This window comes from Methylicorpusculum oleiharenae, from assembly GCF_009828925.2.
GTDB lineage: Bacteria > Pseudomonadota > Gammaproteobacteria > Methylococcales > Methylomonadaceae > Methylicorpusculum > Methylicorpusculum oleiharenae.
The window spans coordinates 4,718,959-4,739,396 of the sequence record NZ_WUTY02000001.1 but is presented as its reverse complement, the minus strand read 5'-3'; the positions used below and the strand labels follow the sequence as shown (position 1 = coordinate 4,739,396).

Annotated in this window: 17 protein-coding genes and 2 pseudogenes; 2 read left to right on the top strand and 17 right to left on the bottom strand. The window is 45.2% G+C overall.

Features of this window, described 5'->3' with window-relative positions:
• Positions 1-131 precede the first annotated feature (131 nt).
• Genes GO003_RS21075 through GO003_RS21065 form a run of 3 tightly spaced genes read right to left on the bottom strand, consistent with a single transcriptional unit; the run spans position 132 to position 5,852 of the window.
• Positions 132-1,559 (bottom strand): efflux transporter outer membrane subunit, encoded by a 1,428-nt coding sequence (locus GO003_RS21075; RefSeq protein WP_159658766.1) that lies wholly within the window; start codon positions 1,557-1,559, stop codon positions 132-134.
• Positions 1,560-1,566: 7 nt separating this feature from the next.
• Positions 1,567-4,722 (bottom strand): efflux RND transporter permease subunit, encoded by a 3,156-nt coding sequence (locus GO003_RS21070; protein WP_159658768.1) that lies wholly within the window; start codon positions 4,720-4,722, stop codon positions 1,567-1,569.
• 20 nt (positions 4,723-4,742) lie between these two features.
• A complete protein-coding gene (locus GO003_RS21065) occupies positions 4,743-5,852 on the bottom strand; it encodes an efflux RND transporter periplasmic adaptor subunit (RefSeq protein WP_159658767.1) in 1,110 nt (369 codons plus the stop codon).
• 825 nt (positions 5,853-6,677) lie between these two features.
• On the opposite strand from GO003_RS21065, the pseudogene tnpA (GO003_RS21060) reads away from it, so the two are divergent.
• Positions 6,678-6,848, top strand: a pseudogene (tnpA, locus tag GO003_RS21060) (IS200/IS605 family transposase); the annotation flags it as partial.
• Here tnpA (GO003_RS21060) and GO003_RS21055 read toward each other — a convergent pair.
• Positions 6,844-7,458, bottom strand: a complete 615-nt coding sequence (locus GO003_RS21055) for a hypothetical protein (RefSeq protein WP_164505742.1) — start codon at positions 7,456-7,458, stop codon at positions 6,844-6,846. The pseudogene tnpA (GO003_RS21060) and the gene GO003_RS21055 overlap by 5 nt on opposite strands.
• A gap of 458 nt (positions 7,459-7,916) precedes the next feature.
• Here GO003_RS21055 and tnpA (GO003_RS21050) point away from each other — a divergent pair.
• Positions 7,917-8,243: pseudogene (gene tnpA, locus GO003_RS21050) on the top strand (IS200/IS605 family transposase); the annotation flags it as partial.
• 378 nt (positions 8,244-8,621) lie between these two features.
• On the opposite strand, the gene GO003_RS21045 reads toward tnpA (GO003_RS21050), so the two are convergent.
• The 13 genes from GO003_RS21045 to GO003_RS20985 form a co-directional block, all read right to left on the bottom strand.
• Positions 8,622-9,029: a hypothetical protein gene (locus GO003_RS21045; RefSeq protein ID WP_159659112.1), complete on the bottom strand. Its 408-nt coding sequence runs from the start codon at positions 9,027-9,029 to the stop codon at positions 8,622-8,624.
• Positions 9,030-9,035: 6 nt separating this feature from the next.
• A complete protein-coding gene (locus GO003_RS21040; RefSeq protein ID WP_231089128.1) occupies positions 9,036-9,902 on the bottom strand; it encodes a flagellar biosynthesis protein FlhF in 867 nt (288 codons plus the stop codon).
• Positions 9,903-10,095: 193 nt separating this feature from the next.
• On the bottom strand, positions 10,096-10,551 hold the full coding sequence (locus GO003_RS21035) for a tellurite resistance TerB family protein (RefSeq protein ID WP_159656082.1): 456 nt from the start codon (positions 10,549-10,551) through the stop codon (positions 10,096-10,098).
• Positions 10,552-11,064: 513 nt separating this feature from the next.
• Positions 11,065-12,267: a TerD family protein gene (locus tag GO003_RS21030; RefSeq protein ID WP_159656080.1), complete on the bottom strand. Its 1,203-nt coding sequence runs from the start codon at positions 12,265-12,267 to the stop codon at positions 11,065-11,067.
• 28 nt (positions 12,268-12,295) lie between these two features.
• Positions 12,296-13,258 carry an HpcH/HpaI aldolase/citrate lyase family protein gene (locus GO003_RS21025; protein WP_159656078.1) on the bottom strand — a complete coding sequence of 321 codons (963 nt, stop codon included), beginning with the start codon at positions 13,256-13,258 and terminating at the stop codon, positions 12,296-12,298.
• Positions 13,258-14,361 (bottom strand): cysteine protease StiP domain-containing protein, encoded by a 1,104-nt coding sequence (locus GO003_RS21020; protein ID WP_159656076.1) that lies wholly within the window; start codon positions 14,359-14,361, stop codon positions 13,258-13,260. Before GO003_RS21020 ends, GO003_RS21025 begins: the two co-directional genes overlap by 1 nt.
• Positions 14,351-15,121: an HAD family hydrolase gene (locus tag GO003_RS21015; protein ID WP_231089127.1), complete on the bottom strand. Its 771-nt coding sequence runs from the start codon at positions 15,119-15,121 to the stop codon at positions 14,351-14,353. The genes GO003_RS21020 and GO003_RS21015 overlap by 11 nt, the downstream gene beginning before the upstream one ends.
• A complete protein-coding gene (locus tag GO003_RS21010) occupies positions 15,087-16,310 on the bottom strand; it encodes a phosphoribosyltransferase domain-containing protein (protein ID WP_159656072.1) in 1,224 nt (407 codons plus the stop codon). Before GO003_RS21010 ends, GO003_RS21015 begins: the two co-directional genes overlap by 35 nt.
• Positions 16,307-17,338 (bottom strand): ATP-grasp domain-containing protein, encoded by a 1,032-nt coding sequence (locus GO003_RS21005; RefSeq protein ID WP_159656070.1) that lies wholly within the window; start codon positions 17,336-17,338, stop codon positions 16,307-16,309. The genes GO003_RS21010 and GO003_RS21005 overlap by 4 nt, the downstream gene beginning before the upstream one ends.
• Positions 17,339-17,348: 10 nt before the next feature.
• A complete protein-coding gene (locus tag GO003_RS21000; protein ID WP_159656068.1) occupies positions 17,349-17,936 on the bottom strand; it encodes a TerD family protein in 588 nt (195 codons plus the stop codon).
• Between the two features lie 24 nt (positions 17,937-17,960).
• Positions 17,961-19,232 (bottom strand): VWA domain-containing protein, encoded by a 1,272-nt coding sequence (locus tag GO003_RS20995; protein WP_159656066.1) that lies wholly within the window; start codon positions 19,230-19,232, stop codon positions 17,961-17,963.
• A 15-nt stretch (positions 19,233-19,247) separates the two neighbouring features.
• The gene (locus GO003_RS20990) at positions 19,248-19,823 is read right to left on the bottom strand and encodes a TerD family protein (protein WP_159656064.1); all 576 of its coding nucleotides are present in this window, start codon (positions 19,821-19,823) and stop codon (positions 19,248-19,250) included.
• Positions 19,824-19,857: 34 nt separating this feature from the next.
• On the bottom strand, positions 19,858-20,433 hold the full coding sequence (locus tag GO003_RS20985) for a TerD family protein (RefSeq protein WP_159656062.1): 576 nt from the start codon (positions 20,431-20,433) through the stop codon (positions 19,858-19,860).
• Positions 20,434-20,438 lie beyond the last annotated feature (5 nt).

Here is a 20,438-nt window from a genome sequence, read left to right as displayed (position 1 = left end):
TGATTTTAAAGGACTTTTTTTCAAAAAATCGCCAGAAAACAAAATATCAATGACTTAGAGAGGTTTGAGTGACGAAGTTAGGTTAAGGTAATTACTCGTTTTACCGAACCCAAATCTGCAGTTGGCAGCTCTTACTTCCAGCCGCCCCCCAAGGCCTTGTAAATAGTGATAGTCGCCATTCGTTGCCGTTTGATGACATTAATTAATTCAAGATTAGATTGCAAAGCACTTTGTTGTGCAATGAGCACCTCTAAATAGCTGGCCCTGGCTGCTTTGTAAAGCGCGTTGGATGCTTCGACCGATTCTGTCAATGCTTCGCTTTGCTGCTTCTTTAGCGTGCTGATTATTTTCAGACTCTTAATGCTGGAAAGTTGGTTGGCTACCTCGACATAGGCATTCAGAATGGTTTTCTGATAATGATACATGGCCGTCAACTGATTGGCTTGCGCGGTATTGAAAGCGGCTTCCAATGATTTCATATTGATAATGGGCGCAACCAGATTACCGGCTAAGGAATAAGCCAATGACGCGGGTGAAGTAAATAAAAATTCAGGATTGAAGGCCTGAAAGCCCAAACTGGCCGTGATATTGAAGTTCGGATAAAAGGCTGCCTTGGCTGCCTTTAAGTCAAATTTGCTGGCCTCGACCTGAAATTCCGCTTCACGAATATCAGGCCGATTGGTTAATAATTGAGATGGAATCCCTGATAAAGTGACTTGCGGACCGGCTTCGAAAAAAACGGATTTCGCTCGTTCAATTGGCTGAGGATAACGCCCCAACAAGAAGTTGATCTGATTTTCAGCTTCACTGATTTGTTGCAGTACCTGATCTTCCAGCACTTGCGTTTCCAGTAATTGGGCGAGGAATTGCTGTACGGCTAATTCATTGGCTCGGCCAGCTTCTTTCTGCAGTTTGATGATCTCCAGAGCTTCCTGCTGTTTTCTGATGGTCTGTTGGACAATATCCAGTTCATTATCCAAGGCCAACAGTTCGTTGTAGTAAATAGCGACATCGGCCACCAGATTGGAAATGACGAAATTGGTACCTTCAATGCTGGATAAGTAGTTTGAAACGGCCGCTTTGCGCTGGTTTTCCAACTTGCCCCAAACATCGATCTCCCAAGATGACTGTAGACCCAGGTAGATGTCAGTCAAATTTTCGGGAACGAGTTGGCCAGGCCTGATTTCAGTCGTCGCATTACCGGCACCGTCCATGGTGTAAAGCCCAAACTTACGCACGCCACCGCCGACATTCAAACTGACTTGGGGCAACATGGCCGCATTAGCCAATTTTACGCTGGAGCGTGATGATTCAATGCGTTGCAAGGCTATTTGCAGATCATGATTATTGCCGATGGCCGTATCGATCAACTTTAACAACAGCGTATCGCTGAAGTATTGCCGCCAGTCAATGTTGGCAATGCTCGTGGTATACGACTTACCTTGAAAACTTACAGGTATTGGCTGTTCAGGGATAGCCAGATCGGTATTGAGTGAACAACCACTGAAAGCGAATGAAAATAAAGGAATGGCAACACTGCAATAAATTTTACGTTTCATTGGGTGATCAAATAGTCTCAGTAAAGGGGGCTTCTTCTTTTTTGCCTCGACGATGATATTTTTCGGCAATGTTGGCAAATACTACGTATAAGCCCGGAATCACAATGACCCCGAATAGGGTTCCAAAAATCATACCCCCGGCTGCTGCGGAGCCAATGGTGTTGTTGCCGATTTCGCCGGCACCGGAGGAAAACATCAGAGGAATCAAGCCGGCAATAAAGGCAAATGAAGTCATTAAAATAGGCCGTAAACGTAATGCTGCACCTTCAATAGCTGCCTCTAATGGTGTCTTTCCCAGTCTGTGCTGCAAGGTGGCAAACTCAATGATCAAAATGGCATTTTTCCCCAGAATGCCTATTAACATGATCATGGCAATTTGTGCATAGATGTTGTTTTCCAGGCCCATCACCCAAAGCATGAATAAAGCACCAAAGATCCCGATGGGCAAAGACAGAATGACGGGCATGGGTAATAGAAAGCTTTCGTATTGCGCGGCCAGGAGCAGATAAACGAATACCAGACATATCACGAAAATGTAAATAGCCTGATTACCCGTTTGTGCCTGATCTCTGGATGATCCCGCCCAGTCGTAACCAAAGCCTTTCGGTAGTTTTTGTGCCGCCACGGCTTTGATCGCCGCGATGGCCTCACCACTGCTATAGCCTTCTGCGGGTTGGCCATTGATCATCGCCGACGTGTACATGTTGTAGCGCGTTACCTGCTCCGGGCCGTAGACTTTTTCGACGTGCAGAAAGGCGGAAAACGGCACCATCTTGCCGGCCTCATTTTTAATATACAACTTCATCAAATCATCCGGTTCCGCACGATATTCAGGCAGTGCCTGCACCATGACTTTGTACATCTGACCAAAACGGATGAAATTGGTCGCATATTCGCTGCCAATCAGGGTTTGCAAGGTGCTCATGGCATTGTCGGCCGTGACGCCTTTTTGAGCGGCCTTATCGCCATCGATGTGCAGGACAAATTGCGGAAAACGAGTGTTGAAAGTCGTAAAGGCATTGACGATTTCAGGGCGTTTGTTGAGTTCTTCAACAAATGCGTCAGCTACTTTCTGCAATTGTTCGAGACTGCCACTGGTTTTATCCAGTAAGCGCATTTCAAAGCCACTGGAGTTACCGTAGCCTGGCACCGGAGGCGGCGTAAAAAATTCGATGCCGGCATCTTTGATGTGTCGAGTTTTTTCTTCCAGAGTGCTGATAACGTCTTTATCGGAAACGGATCTTTGTTCCCAATTTTTAAGACTGATCAGATTCATACCGTACACCGCACCGGTACCATCGGAAAGCACACTGAAGCCGGCTAGACTTGAAACCGAATTCACACCATCGACAGCGGATGCAATTTTTTGCACCTCATTCACGACTTTTTCAGTCCGTTCCAGTGTGGCCCCGGAAGGTGTGGTGATATTGGCGTAAATGGTGCCTTGATCCTCTTGAGGAATAAAGCCCGAAGGCACATTGATACCTATCAGTCCGGCCCCCGCCGAAAAAGCCAGCAATAGACCAAAAGTGATGACCCTGCGATTGGCTATCGCACTGATCAGCTTCTTGTAGTTCGCGGCAAGTCCGTCATACCAGTGATTAAATCCGGCAAACAGTTTCTGCAAGCCGGATTTTTTTTGGTGTTCATCGTGATGGCTATTTTTAAGAAACAAGGCGCAAAGTGCCGGTGTCAGGGTTAACGCGGTAATGCCGGACAAAACAATCGAAAACGCCATGGTCAAGGAAAACTGCCGGTAAAATATCCCGGTAGGGCCCTCCATAAAAGACACAGGTAAAAAAACCGCCGACATCACCAGCGTAATCGCAATAATCGCCCCGCTGATTTCGCGCATGGCTTGCTCCGTAGCTTTCATAGGTCCGACACGGGAGTGTTCCATCTTGGCATGCACGGCTTCAATAACCACAATAGCATTGTCAACGACAATGCCAATCGCCAGTACCAACGCAAACAGGGTGATGAGATTGAGTGAAAAACCCATCAGATTCATGAAGAAAAAGGTTCCGACTAGCGATACCGGGACCGCTAAAATGGGGATGATGGTGGAGCGCACATCCTGTAAGAAAATAAAGACCACCAAGGCGACTAATACGAACGCTTCCACCAGCGTTTTAATCACCTCATGGATGGACGCATCCAGAAACTCGGATACGTCATAACTCAAACTGTAATCCATACCCGGTGGAAACGAGTTGGCTTTGATTTCCGCCATGGTCGCTTTGATGTTGCTGATCACTTCCTTAGCATTACTGCCGGGCCGCTGTTTCAACATGATAGCGGCGGAAGGTTGGCCGTTTTCCTTGGAAAGTACATCGTAATCTTGCGAATCGAAAGCCACTTCCGCTACGTCTTTCAGCCGTAACATCTCGCCGTCATCCTTAGCGCTCAGGACCATGTTTTCGTAAGCTTCCTGGGTATTATGCTTGCCGGTGTATTTCAAAATGTATTGCAGGGACTGTCCATCACGGCCAGAACTTTCACCTATTTTGCCTGGTGCGGCCTCGACGTTATGAGCCCTCAATTTTTCAATGACCTCAGTAGGCGAGATGTTGTACATCAGCAATTTGTCAGGCTTTAGCCAAATACGCATCGCATATTCCCTCGCTCCCATGATATCAGCGAAACCGACGCCTTCGATCCTTTTAAGCTCCCGCAACACATTGATGTCGGTAAAGTTGTAGAGAAATTTTTCATCCAGCGTGGGGTCATTACTGAGAATATTGACGTACAGCAACATACTGTTTTGCACTTTCTCGACAATGACCCCTGATTTGATCGCTTCTTCAGGCAATTCATCCAATACCGATGCCACACGGTTTTGTACGTTGACGGAGGCGACTTCTGGATCGGTACCGGCTTTAAAAATAATCTGGATAACACTGACGCCATCATTTCCAGACACGGACGACATATAGGCCATCCCAGGTACGCCGTTGATAGCGCGTTCAAGTGGCGTGACCACTGCTTTGACGCAGGCTTCAGCATTAGCGCCGATAAACTTGGTCGTCACGTTGACTTCGGGAGGAGCAATATCGGGAAACTGGGTAACGGGCAGTTGGAATAATGACAACAACCCCATCAAGGTGATTAAAATGGATATGACGATAGATAATACGGGGCGATGAATAAATTTGGCAGTCATCATGATGCTTTCTTACTCCTTCATTTGCGGCTACTGGATGACATGACCTGAGCTAAATCGACTGACTTAGAATGTATTTTTTCTCCATCTTTTAAAATCTCGACACCTTCGTAAACGATTTGCTCCTCTTTCGATAATCCCGATTCGATCACATAAAAATCCGGAAAGCGCATTTTTGGAACAATATTCCTTTGTTGTAGAACACCCTCTTGATTGACGACATAGACATAAAGCTTGTCCTGAATTTCAAAAGTCGATTTTTGAGGAATTAACAAAGCATTCTTGAGACGTTTATTAACCACGACTTTGCCATTGGAGCCGTGTTTTAACAGCGCATCGGGATTAGGGAATCGGGCTCTGAAGGCAATATTGCCGGTAGCATGATCGAACTCGCTTTCGATCATTTCTATTTTTCCGGCATGAGGGTAAAGGGCTTGATTGGCCAGTTTCAAACTAACTTTATCGGCTTGTTTATTGTTAGCCGACACATAATTGAGGTAGTCGATTTCGGAGAGATTGAAATAAGCAAAGACCTCCCGATTGTCGGAAATCGAGGTCAACATGTCGCCGTCAGCGATCAGGCTGCCGACTTTGTTGGGAATCCGATTGACGAAACCGTTGAACGGGGCTTTGATGTGGGCGAAGGAGAGATTCAAGGCAACCTGTTCTTGGTTGGCTGCCGCTTCTTCCCTGTCGGCCCTCAGTGCCTCTACCTTGGCTTTAGCCACTTCAAGCTCAACTTCCGCAACGATATTATTTTCCAGGAGCCGTTTGACATTTCTCAACTCGACTTCCGCCGCCTTTAAATCGGCCTGGGCGCTTTTATGCGCGGCATTGGCTTTTTGCAGTTCCTTTTCGAATTCCATGTAACTCAGGGTAAACAGCAGTTGCCCTTCCTTGACGGCCTGGCCTTCATCGATATGAATTTTTTCGATGTGGCCTTTAATTCGGCTCCTGATTTCGACATATTTCACCGACTGAATTTCGGCCACATACTCGCTATCGTAGCTGGTGTCTTTAACGATGGGATTGATAACCTCATGGGTGTCGATTGTCTCGGGCTTTTTTTCCGGGTTGCAGGCAGCTCCGACTAAACAGAGTGATAGCAATAGAAATTTACTGATTTTCATAATGCGAAATTTTGCTGATTGGCTTGTGGTTTGCCGCTTAAAAGGGCTTGAACGGTCGTCGACGAATGATCAGTGGGGTCTTCCGGTTCATGTCTTTTACATAACCGGGCGCCGGTAATAGGCTGTAGACTGGATAAACTTGTTATATAGAGGGGTTTAGACGACGACATGAAAAAATGGCTTTCGTTTTCATCATAAACTAATCGACATTATTCAGTGTCAACCTTACAACAGCCTTTCAATTGTTTGACTCAGTAATTTGTGCTGAATAAAGGCGATAGACTCGGGGGTTAACAGGTCACGTCTATTCCTTTCAGGCAGGCCAAAATCAGACATTAACAAGTCGGAGGATTGGGCACTGTTCGCATAAGCTCCCATCTCAGCGACTGTAAGATCGAATCCCCAGTCGGTAAGGACATGAGAAAGCATCTATAAGGCATCTTCTTCGCCCCGTAGTCTTCTCATTGAAAGAGCCTTTTATAGTTTGTAGGTTCATGGAGGCTTGCTTGGATAGTGTGTTAAGGTTTACTTGAATTCAATGGCTCGGTGCCGAGTTGCCAGCGTGTTTTATTGGGTAGATACAGTTGAACCCTTGCTGCCGTGTAACGTGTCTTTCGATTGTTTCTTCAGGCAATAGCTTGTTTTAACGTTCGTAACCCGTAGTGATTTTAATTTTTAATTCCCAGCCTGCATTTTTTTGATCAACGAGGCGGTTAACGAAATGGATATAGCGATTATTTTGGTATTAATTATCCATCAGAAGGTTTAAACCACCGGCTTTAGCCGGTCAGCTTTAGCTGCGATAATGTGGCCAAGGAGGTGGCAATGGACTATAGATATGGCAGCCATACGGTTTACCAAATTGAGTATCATTTTGTTTGGGTAACGAAGTATCGTTATCAAGTGCTGAAGGGTGAAATAGCCGAACGAGTGAGAGACTTGGTGCGGCAGACGTGCGAAACCTTTGAGATACGGATCATCAAAGGTGTTGTTACACTTTGCAAATATTTTGAAATTCGCAATAAGGGCAATGTTTGTTTAAAACAACAGGAGGTAAGTTGCTCTTTTGTGTTAGCCATCCTTGAAGTAAATTAATGCTGGGTAGGCATTTTTTTATATTCTCAGATAATTTGACTGTTATGTTCCTACCATCTACTAAAACGACATGTCCAGTGGCTGGCAAGTAATTCAGGAACTTTGATAGTGTATATCCAATGAATGAAAGTTCGATTTTATCCTCTTGTTGAATCTTATTTTTACTAGAAAAAATAATGGGTTCATAGCGTAAAACATCAAGTGGCAATTTATTCGGCACCTTAATTAGCGTAGTGTTTCTTACGGACAAGAAATCAACGGACAAATTAACGCTGGTAAGTATGTCAACTCCTTTCGAGATCGCTAAAGTAGAAAATGATTCAACTACTGATTGATTTAAGATTGAGTGAAAATAATTCTGGCGGGTAACGCTACTTAATGTAACCTGCATATATTCGTAGGCATTCGGGGAACTCAAACCAGGAGAAAATATCAGCAAATAGGCTTTTCGAATACACAAGCTGAGTGCGCGTATCGCACTTTCTGAAACCTGTAAGTCGTTTTTAACCATCTTCTAAATCTTCGAGTTGATGAACGGTATTGGGTTTTTAATTTCCCACAGTTTAGTTCTAACATCCTAATTTTTGAGGCAAAATAATTATGTTAATCAGCCCCTAATATTTACAAAAAAAGCGACTAAATTTGAAAGTTATTGGTGTCTAATTGTATTTCAAATACCATATGGTTTACAAAATTGACACAATGAACGATTAAAGTGGTGGCGAATTCAACCCATAAATGCAACACCCAGCAAATTATCGGTATCAAGTCCCGCCATTTTACAAAACACCTCCCAAGGTGTTTTGTAGTTTAAGGTTTTTCTAGGTCTATGGTTAAGCCCCGTCTATGCCGGGGGACTCTCAAAGGTTTGACCTATAAGGCGGTCGCAACGATGCTCTTATCTCGACCAAAACGAAAATGAGAGAATATCAAAGTTTGAGTCATAGCAAGTGGGATTGCAAATAACCTGTGGTGTTTATTCCAAAGCGCAGGCGCAAAGCCTTGTTTGGTGGGTTGCGGCAGCATTTGGGAAAGTTATTTCATGAGTTGGCTCGGCAAAAAGGCTGTGAGATAGTAGAGGGTCATTTGATGGTAGATCATGTGCACATGTGCATCAGCATTCCTCCGAAATATGCGGTATCCAACGTAGTCGGTTACATCAAAGGCAAAAGTGCGATTTCAATAGCCCGGAACTTCAGGGGCAAGACCAAGAATTTCACAGGTGAAAATTTCTGGGCGCGGGGTTATTTCGTATCAACAGTTGGCCTTGATGAAGAAATGGTGAGGAATTACATCCACGTGAAGAAGTCGGGGAGTCGCTATTTTTGCGAAAGCTTGTTTTGGGCATCCCAGCCCAATCAAGCAGCAAAAATTACGCGACCACTGATGCCTCCGGCGGCCCCGATTCGTCCGCGTCGCCTCGTTTCGACCCAACAAGGGGTCGAAACATTGGCTCTCACATGACTTAACGCCGTTTCGCGATGCCTTGCAGGTTTTCTCCGCAAGCTACGAAAACCCGCCCGGCGCTACGGCTATCGGGGGCTAAAAATCTTCACTTCGCTGGCGCTCCGTTTCCAAGATTTTCAGCGAACGTTAAGAGCAACTGACGCTTTTTGGGCAAGCAAATCCGCCTTTAGGCGGTTCATGAACAAGTCCCTTTGAGGGCATAGGTATCTACACATCTTTTCCTAAAAATTGCTGAGCGGTTGCCTTCAAACTATCCAGTTCTTCTTGAGAGTAGGCCTCCATGATTTCAAGCATGGAGAGGAAGACCCACAGCCCCGACAATAGTGCTGGATTCGTAAACTCCTTTTTGTGGCGCATTTGCCTGCCGCTGAGCTTGATCAGAAATAGTCTTAATTCAGCCGCTTCCTTGCTTTTGTCGGCGGCTATGGCCCAAACCGTAACACAGGCCATGCTAGCCACCAAGAGGCGTTTGGCAATGGCCAGGGCTGATTCCTGTTGCCACGATTCGAGGTGGTGACCTGCCGACTTGACCAGTTTGAAGAAACACTCGATTTGCCAGCGCCAGTAGTACCCTAGCGCAATAGTCGAAGCATCGACATCTTTTACATTGGTCAATAGCAGTTATTCCGCCAACACCTCACCTTCGTCGGACAAGACGCGACTGACCACCAGCCTTGCCGCTACAGGAATGCCAGGCACAGCCGGCTTTTTGCTTTTCTTCTGACTCGGTTTGGCGGGACGGGTTAGCGTCACATCGGTTTCAGCCACCCACTGCCAATAAGTCTGACCCTGATAACGGACTTCCCGAGTCTTGCTGAACGCCAGCTCTTGCGCCACGGTTTTACAAGCCATGGGCTTAGCCTGATAGTCCACTTTGGGATTATCCTTGACGCGTACCAGCCAGTGGCTACCCGTCGCTTCCCAGCGGCGGAGATGGCCGATGGAATCGCCTTCTCGATCAATCAGGTGGACTAATGGCTTGGCAAAACCTTGTCCGTCCAAAAACTGAATGCAATCGCTGACTTCATCCAAATGGTTTTGGACGATGGGTTGAGGGTTGGCTTCCTGATGGGTCGCAAAACTCCCTTCGCTGCTAACCAGTCGCTGCGCTACCGGCGCCAAGGGCTGTCCCGTTTGGTCGCTAATAATGAGGCTGGTTTGCAGATCGTAGCCGATGTCGATGTCATGGGTGATCGCGTAAGTGTCCGGTTTGTTGGCATGTTTGTAACTCAATCGGGACCCGTCATGGACGCATAAAGCGAAGTTCATGCAATGAGCCAAGATGCCTTGGTGCGCTGCGACCGTGAGCGGTTCTTGGAGCTTCGATAGACTGACCGATTCGTTTTGGTAGAAGCGCCACGCCGCTTGAGTGCTGGCAAAGCTGCTGATTTTGTCAGGCAACGCTTTTAATCCAGCACTCAGGCGTTCACTTGAATTCATGTGTTCACTCACCAGGCGCTGGTAGCGGTCGTTTAGGCGTGAGTCCACGCCGGATAGGCTTTTTTAAAATCATGCGGCATCATGCCAAAATTTACGATAAGTTGTGTAGATACTTATGCTTTGAGGGGCTAACAGATATAAGCCCCCGGCTTTGCCGGGGGTGATTTAACTATTTAATCACTCAAAATGAATTGCACTTGTTAGTTGAATCCCCGATCAAATATTGGAAAATAGTTTTCGTTCAGTCCAACCCAAATTCAGCAGGGTCTAAAGAGAGTTCTTTTGCTATTCGCAGTGCCATTTTTTTTTCATGCTCGTCAAAGTCTCCATCGGAGCCAGCTATCGATATCACCATACGAATAATCAACCTTGATGCCGCAACATTGCTTTCCATTTTTTTCAAGGCTTCGAAGGCTTTAGCCTCCCCAATATCCTTATCGAATTGCAATTGATTAACGAAAGTTTGAAATGCATTTACTACGTCTATTGTTGTAAAAATCGATAGTGCGTCATGATTTTCAATAAATTTAATCATTTTTTGTTTCTCATCAGGAGAAATAACACCATCAGCCATCGCAATCAAAGCGGAACCTGCCATCGTGGCATTTAAAAAGTCTTTGTTTTTGAATTTAAGAGCCTCGGTTTTAAGTTCCGACGCCTTATTTTTAACCGAGTTAAGAAAGCTTTCAAAGCTCATGAATTTCTCCTAATAAAGTTAATGAATGAAAAATAAGAGTGTATAACGCACAACTTATAGAAAAATGACAGAAAATGCAGCGAGACGTGCTCGTCAAGGAATGCCGTAATTCATTGACTTGACGACAGAATCTGACCACCAGATTGGCGAAGAAACTGATTTTATCAGGAACAAAAACCTGACTAACTGTCGACTTCCTCGCCATGCACATCCCTTACTTAAAATAATTTACGAATTCTCAGCAAAATGGAGTCAGTACTTCTAAATTGTCAGATTCTCATAGATCTTCGTTAATCCGTCAGGGTTCCCGGAATAAACTCCCCTTGGCTTGATCGACGCTTGCCATCCGTGGCACTAGATGTCCGCTTCCGGGCGAGTATGACGGCGTATTCTTAAACCTGACAAACAGAAGTAAAGATAAATGATTTATAGATACAATGTCAGGATCAAAAAATGAACCTTGTTTGTCAATTCCTAAATAGTCTTTTTGTAATTATCGTCCTTTGAACCTATTTATTTACTGCCTCTGGAGTAATTCAATCCCCATCCGTAAGCACGATCCATGGATTGATGGTCCTTGAAATATTCGACCAGTTTAGTGATTGAGACCCTGTTATCAACATTTTCAAGCATAGCGATCGCACACATGGTCTGATCGTTGCGATGACTATCCAACCTGACTTCAATATCCGATTGGTCGTTGCATTTCAATAGGATTTTAGCGTCTACATGGGACCAGTTTGGAATCCCTTCATAAATAAAAGTAAACACCAATATCCTTCTGAACAAGTGCCAGTAATCGCCATTAATAATCAGGTTTTCACCTGTGATGGAGGTGCCGCTGCGATCGTCTTGATCAAGTTCAATATAAGGAGGGCGGTGCAAATTGCCGAAACTGTTGCCTAAAGCCTGAATTCCGCCAATAGAACCCTCTTGAAATTCAAAGAGGCAGCCCAAATCCAGATCGATACCTCCCCCCTGGGATCGAGAAAAGAATCCTGTCGACTTTATCGGTTTTGAATTCCAATTAAGATTGATTTGAAGTTTTCCTAATTGCCCTTGCGGTTTTTTATCTAATGAAATTGATTGGCCCTTTTTCTCGAGCGTAATTTTGCTCAGATTGATAGGCTTGGTTGGCGGTGTTGCTGGCAATGGATCCGGCTCAGAACTCCTGGCCTCTCCTTCACCGACAACAACGCCATAATGTTTCGCCAAGGGTTCCAGACCGCCGACAAACCCCGAACCTACAGCCCGGAACTTCCATGTATTTTGATGTCGGTACATTTCAGAAAAAATTAAGGCCGTCTCTGAAAATGTCGAAGTATCCAAAACAAAAGCGGCGATCTCCATTCCTGTTAAAAAATCCTTAACCAAAACGGTGATTTTTTTCAGGTCTTTAAAGGACTGATTTTTTTCATTGCCTTGAAAAATTGTGGATGTAAACACAATTTTTTTAACCGAAGGGGACACGCGGCTTAAATGCAATGTCAATTTATGACTATTGCAATCAAGCTCGATGCCCTGATCCAATCTCGCGGGTTGGTTAAAGAAGATAAAATCGTTATCGGAACTCACTTTATCTTGTTCATTCAATAAAAAAGCGCTGGTATCCAGGGCTAAAGCGGAAGGAACATAATCCGGAATAATGGATATGTGCAGATCCTGATGCTCCAATACAAAGTTTTGACCGGCAATAAGGTTTTTGCATGAGATCATGGTGATCGTTCCTAATATATCATAAGGGTTAGGCCATTGATGAAACAGAATGAACGGCATTCATGACTCTGATCGTATCGTCCTGTCCGTAAACATCATATCGAGTCAGAATCTGGCGCGCCCAATTTGAATGTGTTGAAATTTCGCACATTGCTTCATGCATCTTAAATACTGCCGGACCCTGTCCATCTAATATGCTCAACGCCTCCTTATAATCCAGCCCGGATACGGCATAGCGATTTTCAATCAATGGAATCTGTGAAGGATGGATCGCCGTTTTTCCTATGAGACCATGCGCCAAATCCAATCCAATCTCGCGATTCAATGTGTCTCGATCGGCCAGATATTCAAATACAGGGGCCGAAAGTGAAAATCCAAGTGGCCTGAAAGTAATGACCAGTTGAGAGATTACAGTGGCAATAGGAGTCTCGTACAACGTGACCCCACGCGGTCGACGAAGGCCGATTAAATTCAACAAATCATTGCCTCCAATCCTAAGCAGTAGGATGCGCGACCTGATCGGATCTTCAGCCAGCGATAAGGCAAGTTCTCGCATTGCCGACGGAATAAACACATCGGCCGATTCCAGTGTAGGCATTATTAAAAACCGGGTATTTCTTAATTCCTTCAGATAAGACTCGCGGTTGTGATTGTCAAATTTAGGCAGGACAAAACCGTCGATATTTTCTATGCCGGGCAAATCAAGTATATGCTTCAGTACCTGAGGATTCCTAACGCGAATAAACCGGTAACGGGTGTCGATAATCTGAATGAACGGCAAAAATTTCCTAAGCTGTTCAAGCGATTTGTTGACATCCTTTTCAGTAATGGCGTCCTCCGTACAAATGATCATCGACCTAATGAAGGGAATTTTTTCAGCATTAGCTATTTTCAACAAATCAGGATGCAGCGCAGGTACATACAAAGGTGCACCTAATTGCCAGCCGGAATAATTTTCCGACTCAGGTTGTTGATTGGTTCGTAATGTCATTAATGCTCCTTGATTAACGCGGTAGCTCGGTAAGGCAGATTGGGATAATAATGGATTTCGAGTTTTTTATGTTCCGCCAGATAGATAAGGTGCCTGACTGCGTCATCACTGCGTTCCCTGATCAATAATATATCCGCTTCCCGTCTCAGTAAAACGCGAGTGGATTCACCTATTCCCGGTTTGATCAGGTTGGGATTAACAATGTTATAACACTCGCGAATCCAGGCCAGATAATAGTTTGATGTTTGCCGTAACTTTTGTTTATGCAATGCTTCATCAGATTCAGAATGCTCAATAAACAAAGGTTCTGATGCCATGATGTCTTTGACTTTGATCATAATTGAATCAACAAATTTGCTGGAAAGGTCGGCATCCTGATAGTCCTTGTAATAAAAGCAGCCATGAAAATCATTCTCGGATAGCTGATTTTTGTCAATGACGGAACGACTGACCAGCCCTGATACCGTAGAATTGAGAATGCTAGAGGGAATTAAATAATCTTCCCAAGATGCAGAGATGTAAGCGCTTCCGCAAAGATCGGCCAATACATAAAGCTCCGGTCTGATCTTAATCCGATGGTGTTCGGCGAATTCAGCCAAGCTGACTTCCAGTTGCTTTGCAATAACACCTTTTCCTGTCCAGCCATCCACAAAAACCAACGATTCCGGGTCATGTTGTTCCAGAATATGCAGCAACGCATTGGTATCAATGCCGATATCACGAATTATCGAGATTGAATAATGCTCAACATCAACGCCGGTTTGCTGCTCAAACACGCGCTTCAGTAGCACACCGACGGGGGTTCCTGCGCGGGCCAGTGACACCAGCGTTATGCTGTGAGGACGAGTCGCCAGTATTTTTCCGGCTAAGGCTATGACATGCCGGGCCATTAATGCCTGGTTATCAGTCAATGCCTGTTTATACAGAGACAAGTATTCCTCGGTGGGCAGCTTTTCATGCGTTAACATTTCTGAATAGTGTTTTTGTCCGCTTTGAATCAGGGTTTCTTTGATCGATACCGGGGTATTGTCAACCTGAATGGGTTTAAGCAGAAAACGAACATCTCCGGCACGATAGCTCCCGGAAAAATAGTCACACTTCATCTAAAAGAACTCCCAGTTGCGTATTTTTTGGAATAATAGCGTAGTCGCAAAGCGCCATAAATGAGGCATCGGTTATACTGTCGCCAATGCCAATCGTAAAAGTCGATTCGAATAAATCGGCATATCGTGACATTAAAAAATTCACCGCATTGGCTTTGCCAACGACTTTCGGAATGATTGCCAGATTATTGCCATTGAAATGGCAATAAAGCCTGCCGGATGCTACAGACTCATGCTTTGCGATGGTGGAACGCAGCAAAGACAGCAAGGCATTTTCATCCGCGTCAGCGTGCTTGATCACGCCGTACCAGGTGCGGCCAAAATCCTCTATTAACCGAGGTCTAAATCCCGATCCGTTACCGGTTAGCCCATCCAGTTGCTCCCAAAGGTCTAGTAATTCGTCATGATAAGAAGGCAATACATCCGCCATATAAGTGTGCCATTCCAGATCGAGTTTGTGTTTCTTATCGAGAATTACGGCGCCATGATTTAGGACAACCTCATTGTTAAACGGCAGATCCACTCGGGAAAATGCATCGAAGTTTCTTGCGGTAACAGGAATAACCTGACCTGTCTCTGACAGCCATTGCCACAATCGCTCCTGTTTTGGCGTGGCATAAGAGATTGTTGAGCCGTCTTTAAGATAGGCTCTTGGCTGAAGCGTTGATCCTATGCTATCAGAAGACAAGTTCCCACACTTTCTCAGCGTTTGAAAAAACGTGTCGTCAAGGTCTGCAAAAATCAAGTTTTGCACAGTCATTATCCTGATAAGAAAATTTTGCGCTAATGCCATTCAGCTTCCGGATAACGCCGATGAAATCGAGATCGTCAGCATTTGCTTCCGGCGTCAACGGCGTTTCGTGGCAAAAAATAATCAAACGATAGGCATCCGGGTTGATGTTGTACAGAAAATTATGGATGCCGTCCTGGTAATTGTCGGTAAACCGTATTCTTGAACCGATGTCACCTTCTACATTGATCGGGGAACGTGTGGTTGCCTGGACGATCACGGGATAGCCCTTACACTCCAGTGAACGTCCCAATAAATAAGCAGGCGGATTACACTCGCCGGTACCCAATACGAGAATCGGACGGTTGCCGGGATCTTCCGGCAAGTATTGCTTTAAGGAGGAAAGACTCGCGTCTGAAAAAATGACGGGACGATCTATGCCCGTTCGGCCAGGCCAGGCCAATATTGTTCGCTTACATTTGCCGTTGCCGATGACATTGATAGTATCATCGCGATTGTGCTCATAATCGGAATCAACAGCATCAAATTCCCAGCGGCCTTCTAACAATGAAATCCATTGCACGCTAATTTCGGAGGAAACTTCTACCTTCTGACGATGTTCAGGTGAAGCAAAGTTAACCAAACTGACGATGATGACTTTTTCCAGGTTTGGATTAACAGTTCTATAAGCGTCTATTAACCTTGAAAACGTCGCCCCGGTGCTGATTTCATCATCCACCAACACCAGTTGTCCGGCATTTAAAAAAATATGCCTATGGCTTTCTTTTTGAGGACAATATAGAAAAAAATCCGTCGCGTGGCTATGCGCTTCGATAAATTCCAGCCGTTCATACCCTGACAAGTGATAGCGGGTGGTTTGCATAAATAGTGCGTCGTCGACACCGAATGAACAGGCCGATTCGTACACACCGTAACCCAGGCCGGTAGCTGTTTCCGCCATACCTATCCACAGCGAAGGTCCGTCAAATTGAGTGCTGTCAAAAAGACGCTTTGCCAAAGCCCGGTATGACCATGCCATGGTTTTGGGCTTGACCGGATAATGTTTACCCAGCACCTTGCTGATAAACAGAAAGCCGCGCTGGCTGTTGATGCGCGATGAAAAGCCGATCAGTCGCTTCAAGGGAATGTGACCGGAATCGGTTGAAAGTCGCAAATGTCCGGTACGCAGCTTTACCGTCAATGATGAACCTACATTCATAAGGCTTCCAATGTTACCGGAGTATTTATTTCGGAAACATAGCGCCCAAAGTTAATATCCATGATTTGAGTTTCTTTTATCTGCTCGTTACTTAACACGGTTTGCAGCGCAATTTTCGCAAGATTAACACCCGATAAGCACGCCATTCCTACGCCGCCGGAAGGCCTTGCGTTGATCTCCAAAAGACGAGGGCCGAAGATGCCCTCTTTAAACTGGATATTAAACAGCCCGTTTAAGCGATAATGCCGGGTTAAGCGTTGAACCATAGCGGCAATGTCAGGATTATCATCAATGATTTGCCCCAGGCCTGCGGATAATGGCTTTTTACGCTGTACTGCGCACCAGAGTTTACCGTTTGTCGCCACACAATCTACACTCCATTCATGTCCTGGCAAATATTCCATAACCAATAAGGTCTCGAATTGAGGTGTTCGCTCCATTCCAAAGCGCAACTCACTCAAGGCGATTTGATGCTCAATTCCTTTTAGTAAATGGGTAATACTGGATCGGCTTTCGTCGATAATACGAAAACCTAAACCAAATACGGACACGGCCGGCTTTACGCATAATTTAGGATGTTTAATGCGTAACGAGTTGAAAGCCTGATCAAACTCGCTCAAGGAATTTACGGCTACCGCATCAGGGGGTAGAGCTATTTCCCGCCCAAGTACTGCATAAAAAGCGGCTTTATCATTGAGCAAAGCCAGTACGGCAGGTTCTGCAACTAGAAGAATGCGGACATTATCTGCCAGAAATCGATCCTGATTTTGGGCAATAATAGCCGCGGCTTTGCCTGGCCAAAACCAGTCAATCCGGTGTTGCCGGCAAAAACGAAGCGCCCACTCAAGGTATTGTTCATCGCTTAAATCGTCAGGCTCTATATAGCTCTCATCAGCCACTGCCATGCCTGGCGCATGACGGTGGATATGGGAAATAATCAGGGTGATATTTTTTTCGTAATCGGCTTGTCGAAGATTTCTGAGAACGGAATGGATAGAGGAAAAGGTTTTATTAAACCAAATACGCATGCACCAGACCTTAAAGAAAAGGGGTAATTAGCGGAACCAATTGTTCAATGGATCGGCCATTAACCGACTCGCCGATCGCATGCATTTTCCATTCGTTATTATGACGATAAACTTTTGCCATGATTTGCGCTGTATGAGCGCCTTGATTGCTTAATGTGTACCGGGCGATTTCCTGCTGGTTTGCCGCATTTACGATTCGGCAATAGGCGTTATCAACCGCATCAAAAGACTGGCCAGTGAACGAACTGACGGTAAAAACCAGGGAGGTGACATTGGCAGGTATGCTGGACAGATCAACGATGATTTGTTCATCATCGCCATCTCCGTCGCCGGTTAAATTATCGCCTGTGTGCCGGATACTGCCGTCGCGGCTTTTTAACTGCTTAAACCACACAGTATCGATGACTTTATTAGCTTCACCGAACAGTACACAGGAGGCATCCAGATCGATTGGACCGCCGCCGCCACCAAATAAACCGCCAAGCATGCCGCCTTTTTTCGCAGCATCCCAACCCAGACCCATGATAACTTTGGACAAGGCTTGCCCTGACTCTTTATCAAGAGAAATTTTCTGACCTTTTGTTAATGAAATTGCCATAGTGTATTCCTATCAGTTGTAATGTTAATTGATGATGCCTTGGCTTTTAGCGTCGGCAATCCAGGCTGGAAATTCCTGAAGGAGTCTATCGTAAAGCTGTTGTTCGGACACACTATCAAGATCGTCCAAAGCAAAAAAGCCGCAGTTATCCACGATTCGTCCTGGCATTGTGTCCAGCTTTTCCAATATGCCGTAATTGCGCCCGCCTATACCGATAAACTGCCAAAAAATCGGTTTCGATGCGGCTTCGACCAGCAGTTTTTTAATTTTGGCGTTCTGATCAACGCCACCGTCACTGATAAAAATAATCAATACTGGAGAATGGGTGCCCTCGTAGTAATCTAAAACGGCTCTAATCACTTCTGGTTCGTTGTTGTAAGACAAAAGGCCCCATTTCCGCCAGCCGCCATTTATCGTATCGATGTAATCGCCGTAATTTATAAGCGTCGCGGGCGGTAAGGCCAAAGACTTCGTGGAAAAAGCCCAAACATCCAGTTCGCCGTCATCATCAAAATGAACCGCTAAAGGCAACATCCGGTTGATAACTTCCTGGACACGCCCTTGCATGAATTGCCGGGTCATTGACCCTGACGTGTCAAGCACTAATCCTACACGCGCTACCAGGTTGGACAGTTGTTTTTTCTCAAGCGATATCGTCGCCTTTTTGGACAAATCAACCAATTTGGGAGCGTCCTTGGCAATTTTCTTTTCAAGCGACAATTTGATGGATTGAGGGGCATCGGAAGCTGATATGTCGGGTTGTCCGGCTACTTCACCTCCAAAATGCTTTACTAAAGCGTCCAACCCTCCATCGAAACCTTGTCCGACTGCGCAAAATCGCCATTCGCCATCCTTTCGATACAACTCGCCCAACATCAAGGCTTTTTCGTTTTTAAAATCCTTCCCTTCAAAAGCAAATTCTGCGACTTCCTTGCTTGCAACAAAAAATTTGAGATGGCCGGACTTCATCGCGTTCATCGTTTCAGTACCGTCTATTGCTGCGGTGATAACCAACCTGTCAATGCTTGCCGGTAATGAACTTAACTTGAAATTGAAGCCGTTGACTCGGTTTCCCAATAGGGATATTGAAACAGACCCGCAAGGAGATTCCGCCTGATTGAAAAACGTCATATAGCGATCGTCGGATAACCGCTGCTCCACGTCAACGCCAAAACATGAAAAATCGACTTCAGAAATCAAACCGTCAATAGCGGTCCGTATTTGGAAGAACTCGTTTTGTTGATATTCAGGAGCCAGTTGGGTCAACGGCAATCTTTGGCCTTTGCGGATCTGCATGGGTTTCTCTGGAAATTAGACGTTTACACCGAAAGATGACGCTAATGGCCCAAGTCCACCCGCAAAACCCTGGCCTACCGCTTTAAATTTCCAGTCAGCGCCATTACGGTAAATTTCCCCGAAAATCATCGCTGTTTCTACTGAGGCATCTTCGCTCAAGTCATAGCGAGCTATTTCAGTTCCGTTTTCTTCATTGACGATCCTGATATAAGCTTTTGAAACTTGGCCAAAATTTTGATTTCGGGTACCGGCATCATGAATCGTGACGCAAAACACTACTTTATCGATATCGGTAGGTACTTTAGTTAATTCAACTTTAATGGCTTCATCATCGCCTTCGCCTTCGCCTGTCAGGTTATCGCCTTGATGATTCACCGCGCCATCGCCAACCGATTTATTGTTATAAAAGCAAAAATCGTTATCCGACCTTACTTTGCCGTCTAATTTGACCAAAAAGCAACTGGCATCCAAATCAAATGCCGCTCCATCGGTTGCACGGGCATCCCATCCCAATCCTATTACTATTTTATTAAGCCCTGGGGCTTCTTTGCTTAAATTTACATTGCCGCCTTTAGCGAGTGATACGGGCATAATGAACTCCTTACTTTAGTTGAGAAAGTTATTTTTATAATTGGATGCCATGCTGCAAAGCCAGGGTTCTTAATCCGCCAGAGTAACCTTGGCCAACCGCTTTGAATTTCCATTCAGTATTGTGACGGTAAATTTCACCGAAAATCATGGCTGTTTCTATAGAGGCGTCTTCACTTAAATCATAGCGCGTAACCTCGATATTGGTGTCCATATTGACCAGACGAATCGCGGCATTATGGACTTGGCCAAAGTTCTGACCTTTTGATTCTGCATCATGTATCGTGACAACTACCACGATTTTGCTGATTTCCTGAGGTACTTTATCGAGCATAACCTTGACGACTTCATCGTCGCCATCCCCGGCTCCGGTTCGATTGTCGCCCGTGTGCTCAACAGAGCCGCAGGAGGATTTGAGCTGATTGTAAAATATAAAGTCGTGATCCCCACGCACTTTGTTATCACTTTTGACCAAGAATACGCTGGCATCCAGATCAAAATCAGAACCATCAGTGGATCTCGCGTCCCAACTTAAGCCAACATGAATATTTTTCAGTTGAGGATCGGTTTTAGTTAAACTGATGTTTCCGCCTTTGCTTAATGAAATAGCCATTTTGA